This is a genomic window from Catenulispora rubra, assembly GCF_015356825.1.
Lineage (GTDB): Bacteria > Actinomycetota > Actinomycetes > Streptomycetales > Catenulisporaceae > Catenulispora > Catenulispora rubra.
This window is the reverse complement of the sequence record NZ_JAACYW010000045.1, coordinates 26,594-47,116: the sequence shown is the minus strand read 5'-3', so window position 1 is coordinate 47,116 and position 20,523 is coordinate 26,594. Positions and strand designations below refer to the sequence as shown.

At 69.2% G+C, this 20,523-nt stretch carries 20 protein-coding genes and 2 pseudogenes; 10 read left to right on the top strand and 12 right to left on the bottom strand.

Translation table 11 applies throughout. The features are described from left to right. Nucleotides 1-60: 60 nt before the first annotated feature. Complete coding sequence (locus GWK61_RS15590) at nucleotides 61-1,035, bottom strand: amidohydrolase family protein (protein ID WP_194909086.1); 975 nt, start codon at nucleotides 1,033-1,035, stop codon at nucleotides 61-63. Between the two features lie 143 nt (nucleotides 1,036-1,178). Here GWK61_RS15590 and GWK61_RS15585 point away from each other — a divergent pair, with 143 nt between their 5' ends. Next, nucleotides 1,179-1,625, top strand: a complete 447-nt coding sequence (locus tag GWK61_RS15585) for a MarR family winged helix-turn-helix transcriptional regulator (protein WP_194909085.1) — start codon at nucleotides 1,179-1,181, stop codon at nucleotides 1,623-1,625. Between the two features lie 19 nt (nucleotides 1,626-1,644). Here the strand turns inward: GWK61_RS15585 and GWK61_RS15580 are convergent, their stop codons facing one another. Then, on the bottom strand, nucleotides 1,645-2,103 hold the full coding sequence (locus GWK61_RS15580; RefSeq protein ID WP_194909097.1) for an SRPBCC family protein: 459 nt from the start codon (nucleotides 2,101-2,103) through the stop codon (nucleotides 1,645-1,647). Nucleotides 2,104-2,201: 98 nt separating this feature from the next. Between GWK61_RS15580 and GWK61_RS15575 the strand changes: the two genes are divergently transcribed. The 7 genes from GWK61_RS15575 to GWK61_RS15545 all read left to right on the top strand — a co-directional run bounded on the left by GWK61_RS15575 (nucleotide 2,202) and on the right by GWK61_RS15545 (nucleotide 7,693). Continuing rightward, on the top strand, nucleotides 2,202-2,591 hold the full coding sequence (locus GWK61_RS15575) for a winged helix-turn-helix transcriptional regulator (protein WP_323747579.1): 390 nt from the start codon (nucleotides 2,202-2,204) through the stop codon (nucleotides 2,589-2,591). Between the two features lie 54 nt (nucleotides 2,592-2,645). Further along, on the top strand, nucleotides 2,646-3,164 hold the full coding sequence (locus tag GWK61_RS15570) for a SigE family RNA polymerase sigma factor (protein ID WP_194909084.1): 519 nt from the start codon (nucleotides 2,646-2,648) through the stop codon (nucleotides 3,162-3,164). 63 nt (nucleotides 3,165-3,227) lie between these two features. Further along, complete coding sequence (locus GWK61_RS15565) at nucleotides 3,228-3,914, top strand: hypothetical protein (protein ID WP_194909083.1); 687 nt, start codon at nucleotides 3,228-3,230, stop codon at nucleotides 3,912-3,914. 187 nt (nucleotides 3,915-4,101) lie between these two features. Further along, entirely contained in the window at nucleotides 4,102-4,926 is an 825-nt protein-coding gene (locus tag GWK61_RS15560; protein WP_194909082.1) for an SCO6745 family protein, read from the top strand. Between the two features lie 82 nt (nucleotides 4,927-5,008). Beyond that, nucleotides 5,009-5,923: an NAD-dependent epimerase/dehydratase family protein gene (locus GWK61_RS15555; RefSeq protein ID WP_194909081.1), complete on the top strand. Its 915-nt coding sequence runs from the start codon at nucleotides 5,009-5,011 to the stop codon at nucleotides 5,921-5,923. Next, the gene (locus tag GWK61_RS15550) at nucleotides 5,920-6,876 is read left to right on the top strand and encodes an RNA polymerase sigma-70 factor (protein ID WP_194909080.1); all 957 of its coding nucleotides are present in this window, start codon (nucleotides 5,920-5,922) and stop codon (nucleotides 6,874-6,876) included. Before GWK61_RS15555 ends, GWK61_RS15550 begins: the two co-directional genes overlap by 4 nt. A 217-nt stretch (nucleotides 6,877-7,093) precedes the next feature. Then, nucleotides 7,094-7,693, top strand: coding sequence for a hypothetical protein (locus GWK61_RS15545; RefSeq protein WP_194909079.1), 600 nt, complete (start codon nucleotides 7,094-7,096; stop codon nucleotides 7,691-7,693). A 17-nt stretch (nucleotides 7,694-7,710) separates the two neighbouring features. Here GWK61_RS15545 and GWK61_RS15540 read toward each other — a convergent pair whose 3' ends face one another. From GWK61_RS15540 to GWK61_RS60755, 4 genes and pseudogenes are all read right to left on the bottom strand, one after another. Further along, nucleotides 7,711-9,516 carry a hypothetical protein gene (locus GWK61_RS15540; protein ID WP_194909078.1) on the bottom strand — a complete coding sequence of 602 codons (1,806 nt, stop codon included), beginning with the start codon at nucleotides 9,514-9,516 and terminating at the stop codon, nucleotides 7,711-7,713. Continuing rightward, nucleotides 9,513-9,947 carry a hypothetical protein gene (locus GWK61_RS15535; RefSeq protein ID WP_194909077.1) on the bottom strand — a complete coding sequence of 145 codons (435 nt, stop codon included), beginning with the start codon at nucleotides 9,945-9,947 and terminating at the stop codon, nucleotides 9,513-9,515. Before GWK61_RS15535 ends, GWK61_RS15540 begins: the two co-directional genes overlap by 4 nt. 59 nt (nucleotides 9,948-10,006) lie before the next feature. Continuing rightward, nucleotides 10,007-11,317 carry a carbohydrate-binding protein gene (locus GWK61_RS15530; RefSeq protein WP_194909076.1) on the bottom strand — a complete coding sequence of 437 codons (1,311 nt, stop codon included), beginning with the start codon at nucleotides 11,315-11,317 and terminating at the stop codon, nucleotides 10,007-10,009. Between the two features lie 182 nt (nucleotides 11,318-11,499). Further along, nucleotides 11,500-11,724: pseudogene (locus GWK61_RS60755) on the bottom strand (winged helix DNA-binding protein); the annotation flags it as partial. On the opposite strand from GWK61_RS60755, the pseudogene GWK61_RS15525 reads away from it, so the two are divergent. Beyond that, nucleotides 11,721-11,930: pseudogene (locus GWK61_RS15525) on the top strand (hypothetical protein); the annotation flags it as partial. The pseudogenes GWK61_RS60755 and GWK61_RS15525 overlap by 4 nt on opposite strands. A 58-nt stretch (nucleotides 11,931-11,988) precedes the next feature. Here the strand turns inward: GWK61_RS15525 and GWK61_RS15520 are convergent. The 6 genes from GWK61_RS15520 to GWK61_RS15495 form a co-directional block, all read right to left on the bottom strand. After that, the gene (locus GWK61_RS15520; protein WP_194909075.1) at nucleotides 11,989-12,546 is read right to left on the bottom strand and encodes a cysteine hydrolase family protein; all 558 of its coding nucleotides are present in this window, start codon (nucleotides 12,544-12,546) and stop codon (nucleotides 11,989-11,991) included. Between the two features lie 2 nt (nucleotides 12,547-12,548). Continuing rightward, entirely contained in the window at nucleotides 12,549-14,216 is a 1,668-nt protein-coding gene (locus tag GWK61_RS15515) for an MFS transporter (RefSeq protein WP_194909095.1), read from the bottom strand. A gap of 101 nt (nucleotides 14,217-14,317) precedes the next feature. After that, nucleotides 14,318-14,767, bottom strand: coding sequence for a MarR family winged helix-turn-helix transcriptional regulator (locus GWK61_RS15510; protein WP_194909074.1), 450 nt, complete (start codon nucleotides 14,765-14,767; stop codon nucleotides 14,318-14,320). A 20-nt stretch (nucleotides 14,768-14,787) separates the two neighbouring features. Next, complete coding sequence (locus GWK61_RS15505; RefSeq protein ID WP_194909073.1) at nucleotides 14,788-16,287, bottom strand: sensor histidine kinase; 1,500 nt, start codon at nucleotides 16,285-16,287, stop codon at nucleotides 14,788-14,790. Beyond that, a complete protein-coding gene (locus GWK61_RS15500; protein ID WP_194909072.1) occupies nucleotides 16,268-16,945 on the bottom strand; it encodes a response regulator transcription factor in 678 nt (225 codons plus the stop codon). The genes GWK61_RS15505 and GWK61_RS15500 overlap by 20 nt, the downstream gene beginning before the upstream one ends. Before the next feature lie 3 nt (nucleotides 16,946-16,948). Further along, complete coding sequence (locus tag GWK61_RS15495; RefSeq protein WP_194909071.1) at nucleotides 16,949-19,135, bottom strand: MMPL family transporter; 2,187 nt, start codon at nucleotides 19,133-19,135, stop codon at nucleotides 16,949-16,951. A gap of 239 nt (nucleotides 19,136-19,374) precedes the next feature. Between GWK61_RS15495 and GWK61_RS15490 the strand changes: the two genes are divergently transcribed. Then, the gene (locus GWK61_RS15490; protein ID WP_194909070.1) at nucleotides 19,375-20,520 is read left to right on the top strand and encodes an extracellular solute-binding protein; all 1,146 of its coding nucleotides are present in this window, start codon (nucleotides 19,375-19,377) and stop codon (nucleotides 20,518-20,520) included. Nucleotides 20,521-20,523 lie beyond the last annotated feature (3 nt).

Sequence of the window (20,523 nt, the reverse complement as noted above, 5' to 3'; positions counted from 1 at the left end):
TCAGAGTTCCGGTCAGAGTTCGAGTCAGAGTTCGAGTCAGAGTTCGAGTCAGAGTTCGAGTCAGAGTTCGAGTCCGTAGAGGGTTGCCGCGTTGGTGGCGGTGAACTTCTGCCGGTCCTCGTCGGTGGCGAAGTGGGTGAGGAACGTGGTGATCTCGTCCCGGGTGGGGTGTTGGAAGGGGTAGTCGGTGGAGAAGGTGAGCCGGTCGATGGTGGTGACCGACAGGGCGTGCTGCAGGAGCGCCGGGTTGAGCATGCCGGAGGCGGTGATGTGGAAGTTCGTGCGGATGTAGTGCGTGACGGGGTGTTGCAAGCCGGCGATGCGCGCGAGGCTGTCGGCGCGGTCGAGCCAGAACAGGAGCATCTCGCCCCAGTGGCCGAGCACGATCTGCAGCTCCGGGTTCCGGTCGAAGGTGCCGGACAGGATGAGCCGGAGGGCGGCGGTGGCGGTGTCGAGGTGCCAGCCCCATCCGAAGGTGGCCAGGCCGAGGTCGGTGAGGGCGTCGAAGCCGCGGTAGGAGGCGTCGCGGACGGCGTCGGAGGGGATCTGGGGGTGGATGAAGACCGGCTGACGGAGGTGCGCGGCGGCGGTGAAGAAGTCCTCGTAGACCGGATCGTCGAGGAAGCGCTCGCCGCAGCGGCCGTAGACCATGGTGCCGACGTGGCCCTGTCCGGCGGCGCGGGCGAGTTCGTCGGCGACGTGCTCGGGGGCGGACATCGGCAGGGTCGACAACGCCCGGAGCCGGGTCGGGTGCTTGGCGACGGCCTCGATGGCCGTGTCGTTGGCGGCGCGGCTCAGCCGCAGGGCCTGATCGGGCGGCAGCGGATGCGTCCCGGGCGGGGTCAGGGCCAGGATCGAGACGTCGATGCCCTGCTCGTCCATCGCGGCGATCCGGCCGTCCCCCAGGTCCTCCAGCCGCTGCCGGTGGTCGGCCATCTCGTTGAAGGCGAGGCTCTCGTCCGGCCGGGGCAGGGCTTTGAGGGCGGAGGTGAGCTCCGGCATGATCCAGTGTTCTTCGATGGCGATGAGAGTCATGGTGGTCGCCCTTTCCATCGGCGCCGGCGGCTGGTTCGACAGCCACTCGCTTCGATGCTTATCGATTGACAGCAAAGCTAGCGCGCGGCAGAATTCGCTGTCAATTGATAGCAATCACGCGGCGATGACGGAGGTCCGGGCGGATGGACGAGGAGCAGACTTCGCGGCTGTTCGAGCTCGCCGACCTGATTCTGGCGGTGGGCCGCCACATCCAGGCGTCCAAGGAGGCCGCGGCGGAGTCGGGGACGCCGATGGAGGGGGCGGTGATGCGCTACATCGACCGGCACCCGGGCACCACGGCCAGCGCGGCGGCCGAGGCCACCCAGCTGATCTCCAGCAACTTCAGCCGCGCGGTGCGGAACCTGGAGACGGCGGGCTATGTGCGACGCGACGTCGATCGCCAGGACGCGCGGCGCGTGCTGCTCTTTCCCACCGACAAGGCGCAGGAGAACCTGCAACGGCTGCGCACGGCCTGGAGCCACCTTCTCGAAGAGACGGTGGCCGATTCCGACGAGATCGACGCCGCGATCTCGACCCTGCGGAACATCGAGGCCCGGCTCGTCGCCCGGACCCGCGGCGGGGCCGGATGAATCCGGCCCTTGATCCGAGTCAGGGTTCGGCGAGCGTATCGGCATGGGCCGCGAGGCCGTCGGCCATCTTCTGCATGTACCGCTGAAGGTAGGGCCCCATGTACCAGCCGAGCCCCCAGCGTGTCGAGTAGACGCCATGCCAGTGGACGGACGTGCCTCCATCAGGGGCCGGCTCAACCTCGATCTCGGCCTGGTAGTCGCGCATCACGGGGTTGAAAGCATCCTCATATGCCAGACGCCTCTCCGAGTCCACCGACGTGAGGCGCTCCCCGGTGACCATTCGCCCGGTGCGGAACGCGCGAACCGCACCGACGCCGTCCCGGCCCTCCGGGTCGAGCCCGACGGACCGCTCACGCTCCAGGCTGTCGACACACGACCAGACCGGCCAGCTGGCCGCGTCCAGCAGTAGCGCCCAGATGACGGGCACAGGGGCCTTCGATCGCACCGTCACGTCATAACTCTGTCTGTTCGAGAACACGAGTGCTCCTTTCTCGCCGGCAGGTACGCCACGTTCAACAAGCGACGTCGACCAGACTTTCCCGTTCACGGGTACGCACTCTGAAGTACGGTACTAGCGTGAGGGAAAGTATCGAGGTAGAGCCCTTAGTCGCGGAACGCAGACTCAGCGGCGTCGTCGATCCGAACTGCCCCGCCCGAGCGCTGCTGGAACGCGTGACCAGCCGGTGGGGTGTCCTCGTACTCGTCGCGCTCTCCGACGGCACGATGCGCTGGGGCGAGATCCGCCGTCTGCTCACCGGCGTGACCGAGAAGATGCTGGCCCAGACTCTGCGGACGCTGGAGGCCGACGGCCTGGTCGCTCGCGAGGCCCATCCGGTGGTCCCGCCCCGGGTCGACTACAGCCTGACGGAGCAGGGACGCAGGGCGGCCCGCCTGCTTCTGCCGTTGGTGGACTGGGCCGTGGCCACCGCCGTCCCGCCCCACGGCGAGCAGTCCCAAGCTCGGTGACCGGTTTGCGACCGGACAGAACCTTTCGACGCCTCGAACACGTTCGGTAGGGGTGTGAGGCAATCGACAAGGGAGCGCGACGACGCCGGGTTCACCGCGTTCGTGGCGGCCAACACGCCGCGGCTGATCCATGTGGCCGAGTTGCTGACCGGCAGCCCCCACGACGCGCCTGATCTGGTGCAGGCCGCACTGATCAAGGTCTATCCCCATTGGCGGCGGATCGGAGGCGACGACCCCGTCGGCTACACCCGGCGCGTCATGATCAACCACCAGAACGACTGGTGGCGCCGCAAGCGGCCCAGGGAGGTGCTGACCGAGCGGCTGCCGGAGGCCGCCGACCGGTCCGACCCGGCCGACGACCACGCGCTGCGGGTCGCGATGCTGGCCGCGCTGGCCGCGCTCACCAGGCGTGAACGCCAGGTGGTGGTCCTGCGGTTCTACTGCGACCTGACCGAACCGGCGATCGCCGCCGAGCTCGGGATAGCGGTGGGCACGGTGAAGAGCACGTTGTCGCGGGCCCTGAACCGGCTTCGCGAGATGCCTGAGCTCGTACCGCTGCCGATGGCCGGGTGAGTCCGAATCACTGTCCGAATCACTGTCCGAATCCCTATCCGAATCCCTACAGGGAGAGTACACATGGACGAGAAATTCGAAGAACATCTCACGACGTTGATGAACCTCCGCACGGCACCGGGGCCGGGGGCGAACCCGCCGTTCTCACCGGCCGACGTGCTCGCGGGCGTACGGCGGCGCTCGCGCGCCCGAGCCCTCGGGATCGCGGGCAGCGCGCTGGCGGTCATCGCGATCGGGGCCGGCGTGACGACGGTGGCCGCGTCCGCGGGTGCGGGTGGGCCGGGCTCCACGGTGACCACGGCCGGCAGCGGCTCTGCCGGGCATACGGGTTCGGGGACGTCCGCCGGCGCGCTCACCGTGTCGCCGGTCCAGCACGTGACGAGCAGCACGCAGACCATCGTCGCCGACGGCCATTCGTTCACCGTCGCCCAGGCCGAGCAGTTCGGCGCCGGCCCCAACCTCGTCCTGCACTCCCCGTCGATCACTTCGAGCGTGGACTGGACCCCGGCCGGCATGATCCTCGTGGGCGGATTCCACGGTGCCCAGGTGCCCAGCCTGATCGACGTCATCGCCAATGACGGCAAGCACTACACGGCCACGATCGTCGAAGTGGACGGGCTGAAGGACTGGGTCGGCTACTACGCGATCCTGCCGACCGGCACCACCCCGTCGAGACTGGCGCCCGTTGTCAAGATCTGGGCCTACGATGCCGCGGGCAACCTTCTGGGACAGCCGCCGCAGCCGGAGTAGGCGGACGGAACGCGGCCACAGCCTGCATGCGACCCGCGGTCTCCGGGATAGTCAAGATCCCGGAGACCGCGAGCCGGACCGGCCACGCCGGAATCCGATCGATCGCGGTTGTCGGATCCGCGCCACGCCGTTCGTAGCCTGTGTGAGAGGCCGCCCGCGAGGGCGCCGGGACCACAGGAGACGACCGATGCCGCACCCGCAGACCAAGATCCACCGCATGTCCGAGCTCATCGAGCCGATCGGCACCGTCACCTTCTCCGAGGTGCCGAACGAGGGGTTCCTGGCCTTGGGCATGCGCAACTACTGGGACGGCTACTTCGCGGGCCGGGCGGCGCCGCTGGGGTCGGCACCGGCCGAGGTGGTACACGCGGTCTTCTACAACTTCGCCGAGGGCGAGGTGGCACGCCACATCCCCTGGGTCTGGGGCAAGACCACCCCGCAGGAGGCCATCGCCGTACGCGAGCGGGGCAGCGCCGCCGCGCTGCGGCAGCGGATCGGACAGCTCGCGGACGCCCCCGATCTGGTGCGGATCACCGACCTCGCCACCCGGGCGGCGGTCAGCGCGCCGACCGAGGGCCGGGCCCTGTACGCCGGACTCCGGACGCTCGCCGTACCCGAGGAACCGATCGCCAGGCTTTGGCACGCCGCGACGCTGCTGCGCGAACATCGCGGGGACGGCCACAACGCCGCCCTCCTGGCCCACGGCGTCGGCGGCACCGAGGCCCACGTCCTGCTCGCACTCGCCCTCGGGATGAGGGCCGAGGAGTTCGGCCGGCTGCACCACCTGCCCAAGGCACAGCTGGCCGCCGTCCTCGACGGCCTTCGCGGGCGCGGCCTGGTGGACGCCGCCGGCGGGTTCACCGACAGCGGCCGGGCGACCAGGCAGCTGGTCGAAGCCCTCACCGACGACCTGGCGGCACCCGCGTACGACGTGCTCAGCCCAGACGAACTCGACGAACTGATCGCCGGGCTCGAACCCATCGCCGACGCGGTCGAAGCCGCCGACGACTGAACCTCCGTCTGGGATGTCACTACCGGCGCCGCTATCTCGACTCCGGTCGTGAGAGAGGGTCCGAGACCAGGAGGGTGACACCATGCGAGTATTCGTGGCGGGCGGTACCGGAGTACTGGGGCAGCGGCTGCTGCCGCAGTTGGTGGCCCGGGGGCATCAGGTGACGGCGACCACGACCGGTGCGGCCAAGCTGGACCTGCTGACGCGGCTGGGCGCGGAGGGCCTCGTGATGGACGGCCTGGACGCGGCGTCGGTGGGTGAGGCAGTCGCCACGGCGCGGCCGGACGTGATCGTGAACCAGATGACCGGACTGTCCCAGACGCACGCCGGCAAGCTCAACCCCCGCAAGGCCGACCGGTTCTTCGCGGCCACCAACCGGCTGCGGACCGAGGGGATGGACCATCTGCTGGCTGCGGCCGAGGCGGTCGGGGTGGGTCACGTCGTGGCGCAGAGCCACGGCAGTTTCAACGGGGTCCGGCAGGGCGGACGGGTCAAGACCGAGGACGATCCGCTGGAGGTCACGGAGGGCACGAAGGCGTTGGTCCACTTGGAAGAAGCCGTCGTCAAAGCCGGCGGCGCCGTGCTGCGCTACGGCGGGTTCTACGGGCCGGGTGCCAACGACAAGCAGGTCGCGTTGGTCCGTAAGCGGCTGCTCCCGATCATCGGGGGCGGGACCGGCTACTCGTCGTGGGTGCATCTGGACGACGCCGCCGCCGCGACCGTGCTGGCGGTGGAGCAGCGGGCGACCGGCGTGTTCAACATCGTCGACGACGAGCCGGCCGCCGTGAGCGAGTGGCTGCCGTACCTCGCGCAGTGCGTGGGGGCCAAGCCGCCGCGGCGGCTGCCGGCGTGGCTCGCCCGGCTGTTGGCCGGGGAGATGGCGGTGGGGATGATGGTCGAGGGGCGCGGCTTCTCCAACGCCAAGGCGAAGCGGGAACTGGGCTGGCAGCTGCGGTATCCGTCGTGGCGGCAGGGATTCGAGAAGGAGTTGGCGTGAGCACCTCCGCCACAGCGCGGGCCGAGGAGTTCCAGGAGCTTCGGCCGCTGCTGTTCTCCATCGCCTACCGGATCCTGGGCAGCGTGACCGAGGCCGAGGACACGGTCCAGGACACCTGGCTGCGCTACATGGCCTCGGCGACGGTGCCCACCTCGACCAAGGCGTTCCTGTCCGCTCTGGTCACGCGGGCCTCGATCGACGTGCTGCGTTCGGCCCGGGTGCGGCGGGAGGCGTACGTCGGGCCCTGGTTCCCCGAGCCTTTGCTGTCCGACCCATATCAGGACCCTGAGCGTTCGGCGGAGCTGGCGGACTCGGTGTCCATGGCGGCCTTGCTGCTGCTGGAGCGGCTGTCCCCGCTGGAGCGGGCGGTGTTCGTGCTGCGGGAGGTGTTCGGGTTCGGCTTCCCCGAAATCGCGAACTCCGTCGGACGCTCGGAGGCGGCGTGCCGCCAGCTCGCGGTGCGGGCGCGCCGGCACATGGACCTGGGCCGCCCCCGCTTCGAAGCGGACCAGAAGGAGCGCGAGGAACTGTCCGCACGGTTCTTCGACGCCCTGCGGGACGGCGATGTCGGCGCGCTTAGGGACCTGCTGGCCGCGGACGTCCAGCTGGTCGGCGACGCCGGCGGCAAGGCGCCCGCGCTCGCGCGCAGCGTCATCGGCGCCGACAACGTGGCCCGGCTGCTCGCCGGGGTCTTCCCCGCGATCTCCCGCATCGCCCGCGTGGAACCGCACGAAGTGAACGGCCAGCCGGGTGCCATCCTGCGCGACCGGGACGGCAACGTGGCCGGCACGCTGGTCCTCGACGTGCTCGACGGCCGGATCCAGATGATCCGCTCGGTGGTCAACCCCGACAAGCTCGGCCACCTGGGCCCGCTCGCGGACCCGTGGACCCTGGCCCGCGAGGTCAAGCAGGCCCGCCATGAGAGCGGGGCGAAGAACGCCCGGAGCGAATAGGCGCGGATGTGTCGGCTCCACCAAACCACGAACGTTGACACGATCAATGACCGGCAGCCCAAGGACCTCGGCGGTCTCGGCGGTCTCGTCCGGATCGGGGATGTCGAGCACGTTGGTAGGACAGGGAGCAGGACAGGGGTTTCCTGCCTCATCAGAGCCCGATGTCGCGCGTACGATGAAGCCATTGCCCTACTGCTGGTGCGAGGGGTGGCGGGTCATGCGGTTGTTCGTGGATCACCAGCTCGGTCGCGACGGGGGCCAGCTTTTCTACGGGCCGTTGAAGCTCTGGCCGGACCGCGGGCTCGATGAGATCGAATGGGCTACAGGCTCCGGCCTGCCGGCCTTCGCGCTCTACCGGATTCCCATCACCTCGACCATCTCGTACCTGGCCGCATGCTGTGGCGACACGTTCGACGCGATGCTGGACGAGATGGTCCGTGCTCCCGTCGAAACGATCGGCCAGGAGCTGGCCGATCATTGGCACAACTTCGTGGTCGTCTATCTGCGCGGGCAGAACGGCGATCTGTCGGATCTCGGGCTCACGCGTGTCACCGATCCGCACGACGGCGTCAAAAAGGGCTGCCTGGCGACAGTTCTGTCCCACCGCGCGAGTCCGGCCGAAATCAGGCACGCCGTGGTCCGGGTCATCGAAGGCACGGTGGCCACCATCGCAGAGGGCGTCGAGGCGGCCGCCGGATCGCGGACCATCGGGCGTGTCCTCGGACGATCCAACGACCTGTACCGGATAGACGCGCTGCTGGAGGCCATGACATACGGCTTCGAGCCGGAGCACATCGATCGGATGCTTGATCGGTAGCATCGGCGAACGAACGCTCACACGACGAAGACAGGCCAACCGCCGACGACGTCGAAAAGCGGAACGGCAAGGGCCTCGATCCCCAGGCGGTGGAACATGCCGAGCACTGCTTCGAAGGTCTCCGACACGCCGTGGAAGTCCCGGTGCTCCGCGAACAGGCGGTTGGCGTTTTCCGGATCTCCGAGCACGCCTGCCGCGGCGTGCGCATTCGCCCACGCCAAGGCACGGACGTAGCGCACTTTCAGCAACACGCCGACGAACCCGTCGGACTCCAGCGCCGCGCGCATCCCGGCTATCCGTCCCGGCTCCGCCGCCTCACCGAGCCCCAGAGCCGCGAGCAGGCCGAGAGCCAGATGGACGAAACTCCAGGTCGCCTCCTCCGCACGGTCATGCGCTATCTCAAGCGGGAAGAGGATGGCAGCGGCCTGGCGCACCGATGTCTTAAGACGCGTCTGGAGCGCCTCCGCTGCCCGTATCGCCTCGGGCAGATTTCGGCGGTACCGCAGGAAGTCGTCCATCCAGTCGCTCGGCGCATCAGCGGAGAACCAGCCGGCCACCTTGTCCCCTCCGAAGGCCACGGCTATCGCCGTGGATCCGGTGCTCATATTGAGATAGGTCTCCAGCTGCCCCTCGTGGATCGAGCCGCGCAGATCTCCCGAAACATTGTCGCTTTCGAGCAGGACCCGCCCGCCTTCGGACACGCTCACGTGATGGCGATCGTCGACGGTGACGGTGACCGGCGCGGAGCCGAGATGGAGCTCGCCTCTCCGGAGCAGCATGATCCTGGCCAGGATGACCGCCTGGTTGGCGTCCTCGTCCGCGACGAGATCGTCGGCGCTCACGTCCGCCGTGAGGATCTCGGCCAACCGATCGGCGCCTACCGAAGCGAGCTCCGCGTCGGTGTGCCAACGAATGTTGCCCGTACGAGCCCACTCCTCAATGGTTCCGTAGGTCAGCGTGTCCGCTCGGGATGCCAGGTACTCGTCGAGGCTGGTGCCGTGGTCCGAGGTCGCGAATCCGACCAGCCGATCGATGAAGTACTTGATCAACCGGTCGACGGACAGAAGCGGGTCGGTGTCGTCGTCGAGCAGGTGCGCCATCAATCCGAGATCGGTGTAGACGTAGACCGTCAGATAGGCGAAGAACAACTCGGGGTCGTTGAACCGGGCGTCGTTGCCGAGCGCCGCGCTCCACAGCATCTTGACCAGGAGATACCCGGGAAGGTAGCCGCCACCTGTCGGATCCAGCGGCTGGGCCAGCAGGTTCGTCTTGCGCTCCAGCATCGGCCGACCGCAGCGGGCCGCACCCAGCACACCCGCCACGAGGTCGCGTTCGATGCGGTCGCGCGTTTCGGTGGGCTGGTCGGCGACCTGAGCCCGCGGGCCGAAACGGCCGGCTACGAGGGACATGACCGGAGACATCCGCGCAAGCTCTCCGCCAGAGAAGAGATCGAACTCGGCGAACAGAGCCAGACCCTCGGCGAGAGAGCGCTGCAGCGCCATGAACGCCTCAAAACGCATCATGGCGCCGACGAGACGACGACCTGCCACGGCGCCTGCGGCCGGATCGGCCTCCCACATGTCCGCGTCGGCTGCACACCGTTGATACATCAGCGCCAACGCGGCGCCGGCGGTGTGCATGAAGCACCAATGATGCGTCGCCTCGTGCAGCAAGGCGGGCAGACACTCAGAAGGCAGGGAACCGTTGATCAGCCCCGGCAAGTGCTCACCCGGCCGGAAAGAAGTGATGACGCTGAGGTTCGTGACCGGGTTGACGAAGCTCCTACTCCCCGACGGGGAGCCGAAGTGGTCTTGACCGCTCACCCCGAGCCCACGATCTTGTCGTAGGGGATTCCCGTCGCCGACGCCAGTTCCTTGGCCAGCGAGACGTCGACGGGGTCGGCTGAGGTGTCGCGCCACTTGACGGTCGTCCGTACGCGCGAGCCGTCCGGGCGCTCGATCTCGATGATCTGCTCGAACGTCTTTCCGCGGTGCCGATACGCGAGATAGGCGATGAGTCCTCGGAGCACCGGGACTGAGAGCAGTACCCCCGCCGTCACCAGACCGAGGTCTCCGAATTCTCCTTCGGGTACCGCCTCTTCTTCATAAGAGGTCACGGAGCGGTCGACGAACTCAGTGAGCTCCAAAGCATCGGCCCTGGAAAGGCCGGGCAAGCGGATCTTCGACTCTGCCATTTCAAGCCCCCCGGCCGACACAGTGATAGAAGCTAAATCGTACTCCCTGGGGTCGACCACGTCCCCGAATGATTAAGCGGGCCGCGCGAAAGCTCGCGCGGCCCGCTCTGGGTTCTGCGTCAGTGCCCGGTGTCGCTCATGAACTGCTTGGTGTATTGCAGCGCTGACGTGCTGGGGACGGAGTTGCAGGTGGGGGACGCGTAGGTGTTCGAGCAGGGCGTGTCCCGGTCCAGTGACCAGAAGTGCAGCCCGGCCAGGCCGTTGTTGACCGCGTACGACGACAGAGTGTTCACGTCGGCGACTGTGAAGATCTCACTGGTGGCGTCGTTCATGCCGATCATCGGCGTGACGGCTATCTTGCTGGCCGGGATCCCGTAGGTGTGCTCGAGGTTCTTGACCGCCTGGATCGCCGACTGGGCCATCTGGCAACTGCCGCCTGAGACGACGCACACGCTGCTGGACCCGCTGCCGTAGTCCATGGTCATCAGGTTGATGACGTAGTGGTTCAGGCTGGAGCCGCGCACCGCCCGGACGACCTGGTCGCCGAGCGAGTTCACGCCGCCGTAGCTGCCGTCGGAGGCACCCAGTGTGGCGAGCGTGAAGGAGAACTGGAGGTTCGGGTACTGCGCCTGTGCTCCGACGGCGGAGTTGACGAGGTTCTGGATGTCCGACTGGCTCTGGCCGCCTTCGATGTCGAAGTCGACGCCGACCATGTTGGGGCTGGCGTAGCGGGCGATGAAGGAGTCCATGCCAGCCGTCGAGGCGCAGGTGAAGGTCCCAGCCGCACCTCCGGTCGACACGACGTAGTTCAGGTTGGCGGCGTGCAGTTGGGCCACGTTCTCCGAGGCGAAGCCGGCAGCCGGGACACCGCCCCAGGTCTCGCTGCCGCAGGAGCCGGTGGCGAACGCGAGGGTGATCGCGGGCAGGTTCGGGATGTACTGCGACACCAGGCTCCCGGAACCCACCACCGGCAGGGCGGACCCGGTCACGGCCGACTGCATCTGGTCGGTGTTCCAGTTCATGTTGACGGTGACGTCCTTGTACGGGCTGAGCAGCAGACCGCTGACCCCACCCGTCCCGCCGCCGGTTCCGCCGGTGCCGCCACCGGTCGTGCCGCCACCGGTTCCGCCGCCGGTGGTGCCGCCGCCGGTGCAGGCGCCGTTGGACGTCCACGGTTGTCCGGAGCCGGATCCGCCGTTGTTGGTCGCCGGGTCATTGCCCTGCGTCCACCAGTTGGCGGTGTAGTTGGTCCCGTTCTCGCTGGCCTGCTGGCCGCCGGTGTAGACGGCGGTGGAGCTCCACGCCGCGGCGCATGTGGCGGCCTGTGCGGCGGGAGCCGCGGCCACCGCGATCGCTGTCGCGCCGACTGCCAGCCCGAACGCCGAGCCGGCTGTCAGTGCTGCGCGAAGATTCCGTTTTCCGATCCGCATGAGCACTCCAAAGTGGGGAGAGGTGCTGGTGGATTGCGCATCTCGCCGAGCCCGTGGGGCGGCCCGGTGTCCACTTTGTACGTGCGGGGAGCGGATTGGTCAAGACCATTCACAAGATTGGTACAGACCAATGAAGCGGCGCGCAGCTCGTGGTCGGCCACACTCGTGGCGGACCTTCGGGCTCACCCCGCTTCGAATTCCCGACGAACGGTCGCCGCGACGCGCGAAAGCGCCACACCGAGCTGGCGCCGCTGGGCTGCACTGAGCGGATCGAACACGAGCCGCCTCACCTCTGCAACGTGTTCCGGCGCGCTCTCCACGAGCTTCTGCCGCCCGGCGTCGGTCAGGGTGGCGAGGGTGTACCGGCCGTTGGCGGGGTCGGGGCGGCGGACGACCCAGTCGGGTGCACGAATTCACCGACCGCGGCCTCGACCACGGCGCGCGCCTGCGCCCCCTGCGCAACGAAGGCATCCTCGTCCTCGGCTCGGGATTCATGACGCACAGCTTCGCCGTCCTCCGGCAACCGGAACTCGCCGCCGAAACCGGCAGCGCCGTGAGCGCCATCGACCGCATGGTGCTGGGGAATTCGACGCGCTCGGTGCAGCTGAGCTGAGTCGGCTGGCGGCTGAGCGCCATGCCCGACACGCACCGGTCCGCGCCGCTCCAGCCGCTCACCCGCCGAGCGTCTTAACCCACTCCTCGACCGTGACGACGTCCGCCTGACGCGGAAACAGCTTCTCGGTCAGCACCCGGTGCACCTCCGGATCCCCGTCGAGGCAGCCGTCAGCCAGCACGGTGAGCTCGTAGTCCATGTCAGCGGCCTGACGGCAGGTGGACAGCACGACGCCGCTGGTGGCGATGCCGGTGAGCACCAGGTGCCGGAGCTCGCCGGCGCGGAGGACGACGTCGAGGTCGCTGCCGGCGAAGGCGCTCACCCGCTTCTTCGTGACGACGACGTCGCCGGGCAGCGGTGCGACATCCGGGTGGATCTGGGTACTGACATCGCCCTCGACGAAGCGGCCGGTCTGCGACACGGCGGCAAAGGTCTTGTTGCGCCGGCTGACGTCCGGGTGGCCGGGGCGGAACCCGACCACGACGTAGATGACCGGGACGCCGGCCGTCCGGGCGGCGTCGATCGCGCTCCGGAGGCGCGGCAGGTAGTCGGCGTCCGGGAAGCGGTCCACGATGTCCCGCTGCACGTCCATCACGAGCAGGGCGGTGTCCGACACGTTCACTGTCCTTTCGTCGAAGCGGCCGGCCGGTCCGGTCCAACCTGGTGATGCCGGCCGCGCAGCACCGAGGCGAGCGCACCGATCAGCGACATCGCGGCGGCCGCGCTGAAGACGATGACCAGTCCGTGGTGGAAGGGCCCGGAGACGAGTTCGGGGAAGAACCGGTTGCCGGTCAGGGTCTGGACGTTGCGGGCCGGCAGCGTGTGCAGGACGCCGCTGGGGGCAAGCAGGTGCGAGATCGGGTTGTTGCCGAGGAACGTGGCGAACAGCGTGCTCACCGGCGGGAGCGAGGCGACCTGGTGGGCGGTGTCGGCCGGCACGCCTTGCGCCTGGAGGCCGGTGTTCAGGGTGTGCGGCAGCGTGCTCGCGAGGCCCGTGATCATCAGGGAGAAGAACAGGCCGATCGACAGCGCGGTGCCGGAGTTCTGGAACGTCGCGCGCATCCCCGACGCTACCCCGCGCTGGTCCGGCGGCACGCTGCCCATGATCGCCGAGGTGTTCGGGGCCGAGAACATCCCCTGGCCGATCCCGCTGACCAGCAGCAGGGCCGCGAACGCCGGATACGGGAAGTCCACCGGCAACAGCAGCAGGCCGATGAACGCGGCGGCGACCAATATCAGCCCGCTGGTGGAGAACAGGCGCGCGCCGAACCGGTCCGACAGGTACCCGGACAGCGGCCCGGCGACGAGGAATCCGACAGTCAGCGGCAGCATGAAGATGCCGGCCCACAGTGGGGTGCGCTCGAAGGTGTAGCCGTGCAGCGGCAGCCAGATGCCCTGAAGCCAGATGATCAGCATGAACTGCAATCCGCCGCGCGCGATCGCGATCAGGAGCGCCGCCAGGTTCCCGGCGGCGAAGGCACGGATGCGGAACAGCCCAAGGTTGAACATCGGATCGCTGATCCGGGTCTCGGCGACGCAGAACACGACCAGCAGCAGGAACCCGCCGCCCAGCCCGCCCAGGACCCAGGGATTCGTCCAGCCCGTCGAGTGGCCTCCGTAGGGCTGGATGCCGTAAGTGACGGCGGCCAGCAGCGATCCGGCGCCGGCGGTGAAGGTGACGTTGCCGACCCAGTCGATCCGTCCCGGCTTGCGGGTGCCGACCTCCCGCAGGCTGCGGTAGGACCAGATCGTGCCGATCACGCCGATCGGCACGCTGACCCAGAACACCGCGCGCCAGTCGATCGCGGCCAGCAGCCCGCCGGCCAGCAGCCCGAGGAACATCCCGGCGAGCGCCGTGATCTGGTTGACGCCGAGCGCCATGCCGCGCTGCCGCGCCGGGAAGGCGTCGGTGAGAATGGCCGCGGAGTTCGCGGTCAGCATGGATCCGCCGACGGCTTGGACGACGCGGAACCCGATCAGCCACAGCGCGCCGCTGCCGCCCTTCAAGGGGTCGACCGACAGGGCGAGCGAGGCGCAGGCGAAGATCGCGAAGCCCATGTTGTACATCCGGACCCGGCCGAACATGTCGCCGAGCCGGCCCAGGGCGACCACGAGCACCGCAGAGACCAGCAGGTAGCCCAGGATCATCCAGAGCAGGTAGCCGATGTTGCCCGGGGCCAGCGGGTCCAGGCCGATGCCGCGGAAGATCGCGGGCAGCGAGATGATCACGATCGAGCTGTCGACGGCCGAGATCAGCACGCCGAGGGTCGTGTTGGACAGCGCGATCCACTTGTAGCGGCCGTCCTTGAGATGGCCGTCCTTGAGATGGCCGTCCTTAAAGTGACCGTTCTTGACGCGGACGCCGGGCCGGTCCTTCGACGCGGATCTCACAACCGCTCCGCGAGCCGGTTCAGCAGCGGCAGAACGGCGAGCATCGCGTCCCGTTCGGCCGGCGTGAATTCGGTTTCGAGGACCGCCGCTATTCGCCGCACCGACTCGGACCGGCGGTCGACGAGCAGAGTTCGGCCCGCGTCCGTCACGGCGATGACCACGCGACGGCCGTCGCCGGGGTGCTGCCGACGGCTCACGAGGCCCCGCTCCTCCAGCGTCGCCAGCGTCACCGCCATGGCCTGCGGCCGCACGCGCTCCGCCTCGGCGAGCGAGCTGGGGGAATCAGGGCCCTCCCGTTCCAGCCGGGACAGGACGGACAGCTCGGAGAGCGCCACGTACCCCACGGCGTGCGCCTGCCGCAGGCTCCGCGCGGTGCGGCCCACGACCAGCTGTAACTCTGCTGCGAGCTCTTGGGCGTCGGCTGCGGGCCGATCGGCGTGGTCCACAACTAGTTACTTTAGCTTAATTAATGTGAAGTAACTAACCCCTGTGGATAGACGATCGGCAGCCGCACGGTGAACTTCGCACCGCGCTCGTCGCTCAGCCCTGGGTCAGCCTGCCCAGGATCATCCTGCCCAGGATCAGCGTCGGTGACTTCGATCGTCCCGCCGTGCGCCGTGACGATGTCGCGCGCGATCGACAGCCCCAATCCGGTGCCCGCGGTCATTCCCGGCCCGCGTTCCCGCGCGGCCTGGAGCCGGACGAATCGGTCGAAGACCCGCTCGCGATCGGCGAGGGGGATGCCGGGGCCGTCGTCGATCACCTCGACGACGGCAGTCCCCGGCCCCTGCGTCATGACCCGCACCCTGACGTGCGCCGTCGCATGCCGTTCGGCGTTGTCCAGCAGGTTGCGCAGCAGGCGCGTGAGCTGGTCCGGGTCGCCGGTGACGAGGACGCCGTCCTCGGCCTCGACGGCGATGGGGATCCTGGACGGCACGGCGTTGACCGCGTCGACCGCGGCGACGGCCAAGCCGCGCAGGTCGACCGGCTCGTGCCGGGCCAGCAGCGTATCGTCGTCGGCGCGGGCGTGCAGCAGCAGGTCGTCGACCAGGCGTTGGAGCCTGGCAGCCTCGGAGACGACGCGCGTCGCGAGCTCGGGCCAGGGTGCCTGGTCGGGGTGCGCGAGGCCCACTTCCATCGAGGTGCGGATGGCGGTGACCGGTGTCCGCAGCTCGTGCGAGGCGTCGGAGACGAAGCGGCGTTGCCGGGCGGCGGAGTTCTCCAGGCGGCCGAGCATGGTGTTGAGGGTGCGGGCCAGGCGGCCGATCTCGTCGTCGCCGTCCGGTTCGGGGATGCGGCGGTGCAGGCCGCTGCCGGTGATCTCGGCGGCCTCGGCGCGCATCCGCTCGACCGGACGCAGGGTGCGGCCGATCAGCAGCCAGGAGATGCCGATCGCGCCGAGCAGCACCAGGGGGACGGCGTAGAGAAGGTGTCCTCTGATGTCGCTGGTCAGGATGCTGAGAAGGCGCGTCGGACCGCCGGCGTAGACGACGACCGGCGTCGAGCCGACCACGTACCGCTGCGCGACGATCTGTTCGTCCCCGTGCCCCGCCGAAGACGGTGTCGGCGTGGGCGAGGTGCTGCCCGCCGCGAGCGTGTACATCGGGGGCCGCCCGGCGACGTTCTCCGTGGCCGCGACGACCCGGCCGGAGGAGTCGACGACCTGGGACCAGATGCCCGGGTCGCCGGGGGCCGGGGGCAGCGGCGCGGGCCACCGGCCGTCGACGGCCGAGCGGGCGAGGGATTCGGCGTAGGCGTTCAAGGTGGTGGTCTCGTTCGACCGCACGGAACTGACGAGCGTGGCGACCAGGACGGCGGTCGCCAGCCCGACGGTCACGGTGATCGCGAGCGCGGCCAGCGCGGTGAGCCGCAGCCGCAGCGAGCGGCTGCGCGGACGGTTGCGCGGACGGTCGCGAGCGCGACTGCGAAGGCGGCCACGAAGGCGGCTACGAGGGCTGCGGTTCAACGCGATACCCCGCTCCCCGCACCGTCTCGATCAGGCGGGAGCCGAAGGGCTCGTCCACCTTCCGGCGCAGATGGTGGATGCGGACCTCGACGACCGCCGGATCGGATTGGGAGTTCTCGTCCCAGCAGTGCTCCAGCAGCTCCGTCTTCGACACCGCACGGCCTTCGGCCCGCAGCAGGTACTCCAGCACCGCCAGCTCCCCCGGTGTCAGGGTGACGGTCCGTCCGGCGCGCCGGACGACGCGGGTCGCCGGGTCCAGCGTCAGGTCGCCGGCGGTCAGCAGCGCCGGGCGTGGCTTGCCGCCGCGCCGCAGCAGGGCCCGCATCCGGGCCAGCAGGACCGGGTAGGCGAACGGCTTGGTGAGGTAGTCGTCGGCGCCCAGGTCCAGCCCCTCGGCCTGGTCGAGGTCGGCGTCCATCGCGGTGAGCATGAGGATCGGCGTCCAGTTCCCGGCCTCGCGCAGGCGCGCGCAGATCTGGTAGCCGTCCAGGCCGGGCAGCATGACGTCGAGGACGATCAGGTCGAAGTCGTGCTCGGTGGCCTGCCACAGGCCCTCGCCGCCGTCGACGGCGAGCACGACCGTGTAGCCCTCGGCCTGGAGTCCCCAGGTCAGGGACGCACCGGTGGATTCGTCGTCTTCGATGACGAGGACTCTCATGGCTCAAGCATGCACAGGCGCGTGCGGGGTCGGCGCGTCCACCGCGCCGTCGTCCGCGTCCCGTGCATCCAGCTCGTCGGGAATCCGGCCCGGCGCCGAGGGCTTCACGCGCAGCAGCCGGGCGGCCCACGCGGGCAGGTACCAGTTGGCGCGGCCGAACAGCACCACCAGCGCCGGGGTGAGCAGCGTCCGGACCACCACGGCGTCGATCAGGACTCCGGCGGCCATACCGGTGGCCATCATCTTGATGGTCACGTCCGGGGCCGACGACAGCGAGGCCAGGGCCAGGAACAGGATCAGCGCGGCGCTGGTGACCAGGCGTCCGGTCCGGCTGACGCCCTCGACCACGGCGTCGTTGGTGCGTCCGGTGCGGTCGTAGGCCTCCCGGACCCTGGCGAGGATGAACACCTCGTAGTCCATGGACACCCCGAACAAGAACGCGAACAACAGCATCGGCACGAACGGACTGATCGACCCGGTCGCCGGGATGCCCCACAGGCTGTTCGACCCGTAGCCGAGCTGCCAGATCAGCACCAGCACGCCGTAGGCGGCGCCGACCGACAGCACGTTCAGCGCGACGGCCTTGGCCGGCAGCAGCAGCGAGCGCATGCCCCGGGCCAGCAGTACGAAGGTCAGCAGCGCGACGACGCCGAGCAGGACCGGGAACCAGCTGGACATGATGTGCGTGACGTCGGTCGACTGCACCAGGTCGCCGCCGACCATGGCGTTGTGCGGCACCGCGGCGTGCAGGTCGGACAGCGCCGATCCGGCCTGCGAGGTGCCGATCTCGCTGTCCGGCAGCCCCATGATCACCGAGCTGCCGGGGTGCTGCCAGGCCGGGGTGTCGGCGACCAGGACGCCGTGCATCGACGGCAGCGCGCGCAGGGTCGCGGCGGTCGCGGCCGGATCGGTGCCGGCGGGGAGTTCGATCGGGATCGAGGTCAGGACGCCGGTCGGGAAGCCGTCGTGTTGCAGGGCGACCAGGCCCTGCTGCGCGGGGCCGTTCGCGGCCAGCGACGTCGAGGCGGGCGAGGCGATGTTGATGGTCAGGCCGAACGCGCACAGCGTGCCCAGAATCGCCAGGCCGGACACAGCCGCGGCCTTGGGCCGGGCCACGATGGCCTTCGCGGTCCGGGTCCACATCGTCCCGGGACCGGTGCTCTTGCGGCGGCGCAGCCGGATCTTGTCCAGCCGCGGCCCGATCGTGGACAGCAGCAGCGGGATGGTCGTCAGCGCCACCAGCGCGGCGATGGACGGGATGAACAGCCCTGACAGTCCCACGCCTTGCAGGAACGACACCGGCACCACGATCAGCGCGAACAGCCCGAGCGAGGCGATGAGCGCGCTGAACGCCACCGAGTGTCCGGCACGCTTGACCGCCCGCACGACCGCCCCGCGGTTGTCGGCGCCCCGGTCGCGTTCCTCGCGCCAGCGGTTGACCAGCAGCAGCGAGTAGTCGATCGACAGACCCAGGCCCAGCAGGGCGACGATGAACTGCACCGAAGGGTTGATGTGGATGCTGGTCACGTAGGTCAGGCCGTAGATGGCCAGCTGCATCGTCAACACCGAGACCAGCGCCGACAGCAGGGGCAGCAGCGCCAGCGCCGAGCCGAACACCCAGGCCAGCACGATCAGCGCGAGCCCGACGCCGACCAGCAGCTCGGAAAGCACACTGGACCCGCCGACGGTCCCGCCGGCCGACAACTGCTCGATGCCGGTCTGGTGCACGACGGCGCCCGGGACCGTCCCGGTGATCGCCGAACCCATCGCGTCCAGTACCGGCGCGTCCACCGCGGTCCCGCTGACCGGCGGGTAGACCATCACCAGCGTGGACGTCCCGCCCGAGCCGACCAGAGCCCGGTCACCGGTGGTGGCGAAGGACAGATCGCGGACCCCGGGGACACCGGCGGCGACCCTGTCGGCGGCCGTGAGGCCGGCCTTGACCGCCGGGCTGTCGGCGGTAAGGCCGTGCGGCAGGTCGACCACCAGCACGCTGGGGTTCGCGGCGACGCCGCCGTACTCCTTCTGCAGCGCGACGTTGGCGTGATAGCTGGCCGTGTTGACGGTCGTGCCGCTCTGCAGACGGCCGGCCACGTTCGGCGCCACCAGCACCCCGACGATGGTCACGACGACCCAGGCCAGGGTCACCACCAGCCGGTGACGCAGGAGCAGCGCACCGAAGCGTTCCACGATCTCCACCTCCTAGAACCACCCGGTCCGCGGGCACGGACCGGCTACGGTCCTGGACGCTAGGTGGGGGCACCTTTCGATTCGCTTAAGCGGGATCACCGGGATCTTTGCTATAGCAGACACACCTTTCGTTTCGCTTAACATCGGGGTCTCGCGCCGGGACAGCGTTTCAGGCAGGTTAGTGGAAGGTTGCTATAGCAAATCTCCCAGCCCGTCTCCCCGCCCGAAAGGAGCTCGCCATGTCCCTCCGCCGCTCCCGCTCCGCCGCCGCTCTCAGAGCCACCGCAGTCACCGTCGCCGCACTCGCCTTCGGCGCCGCGGCCGCCGGCTGTTCCAAGAGCACCCGCACCCCACCGCAAAGCGCCGCATCCTCGGCTCCGGCCGCTCCCGCCGCCATCGCCGACCTCACGACCAAGTCGCACACCGAGTCCGGGCTGATCCTCTACGGCAACACGCCGACCGCGGTCATGCAGCCGCTGCTGGACGCCTTCAGCAAGGCGTATCCGTGGATCAAGCCCGCGTACTCCCAGCTGTCCGACAACCAGGTCTACACAAAGTTCCAGTCCGAGCACGCCCAAGGCGCGCGGACCGCCGATCTCCTCATCTCCGACGCGATCCCGCAGGCGCTGCAGGCCGAGCAGAACGGCCTGATCGCCGACGTGACCCCGCAGGGCCTGTCGAACTTCCCTCACTACATCGACCAGGGACACGGTGTTTTTGTGATGTCGCCGGATCCGGTGCTGACAGCCTGGAACACCAAGACCCTGTCCGGCGCCGACGTCCCCACGAGCTACGCGCAGCTCGCCGCCGACATCAAGGCCGACCCGGCGAAGTACCCGCTGGTCAGCTACTCCCCCGCCAACCCGCTGGGCTACAACGCCGTCTACGGCCTCGAACACGTCCTCGGCCCGGACACCGTCAACGGCTACCTCGCGACGTACGGCCCGCGCACCAAGACCTTCGACGAAGGCCTGGACGGACTGACCTACCTGGCCGGCGGCGGCGCCTCCTTCGGCTGGCTGTCCAGCGGCCTGGCGCAGGCGGTCGTCCCGCAGTACAAGGGCCTGATCAAGTACGGCTACATGACGGACGCGACCCCGCTGACGCCGCGCCTGATCGCCCAGACCGCCGGCGCGGCCGCATCGGCCTCGGCCCAGCTGTTCCTGGACTTCGTCTACAGCGATCCCGGCCAGCAGGTCATGTGCGCGACCGGGATGGAGGCGTCGATGAACGGCTTCAAGCCCGCGACCGGCTGCACCGCCGACCTCACGGATCTGGCCACGCACGTCGACCCGGGCACCGAGTTCCTGGTCCCGGTCACGCAGGGCGTGGTCGACCAGCAGAAGGCCATCACCGCCAGCTGGAACAAGGCCCTCGGCCACTGATCA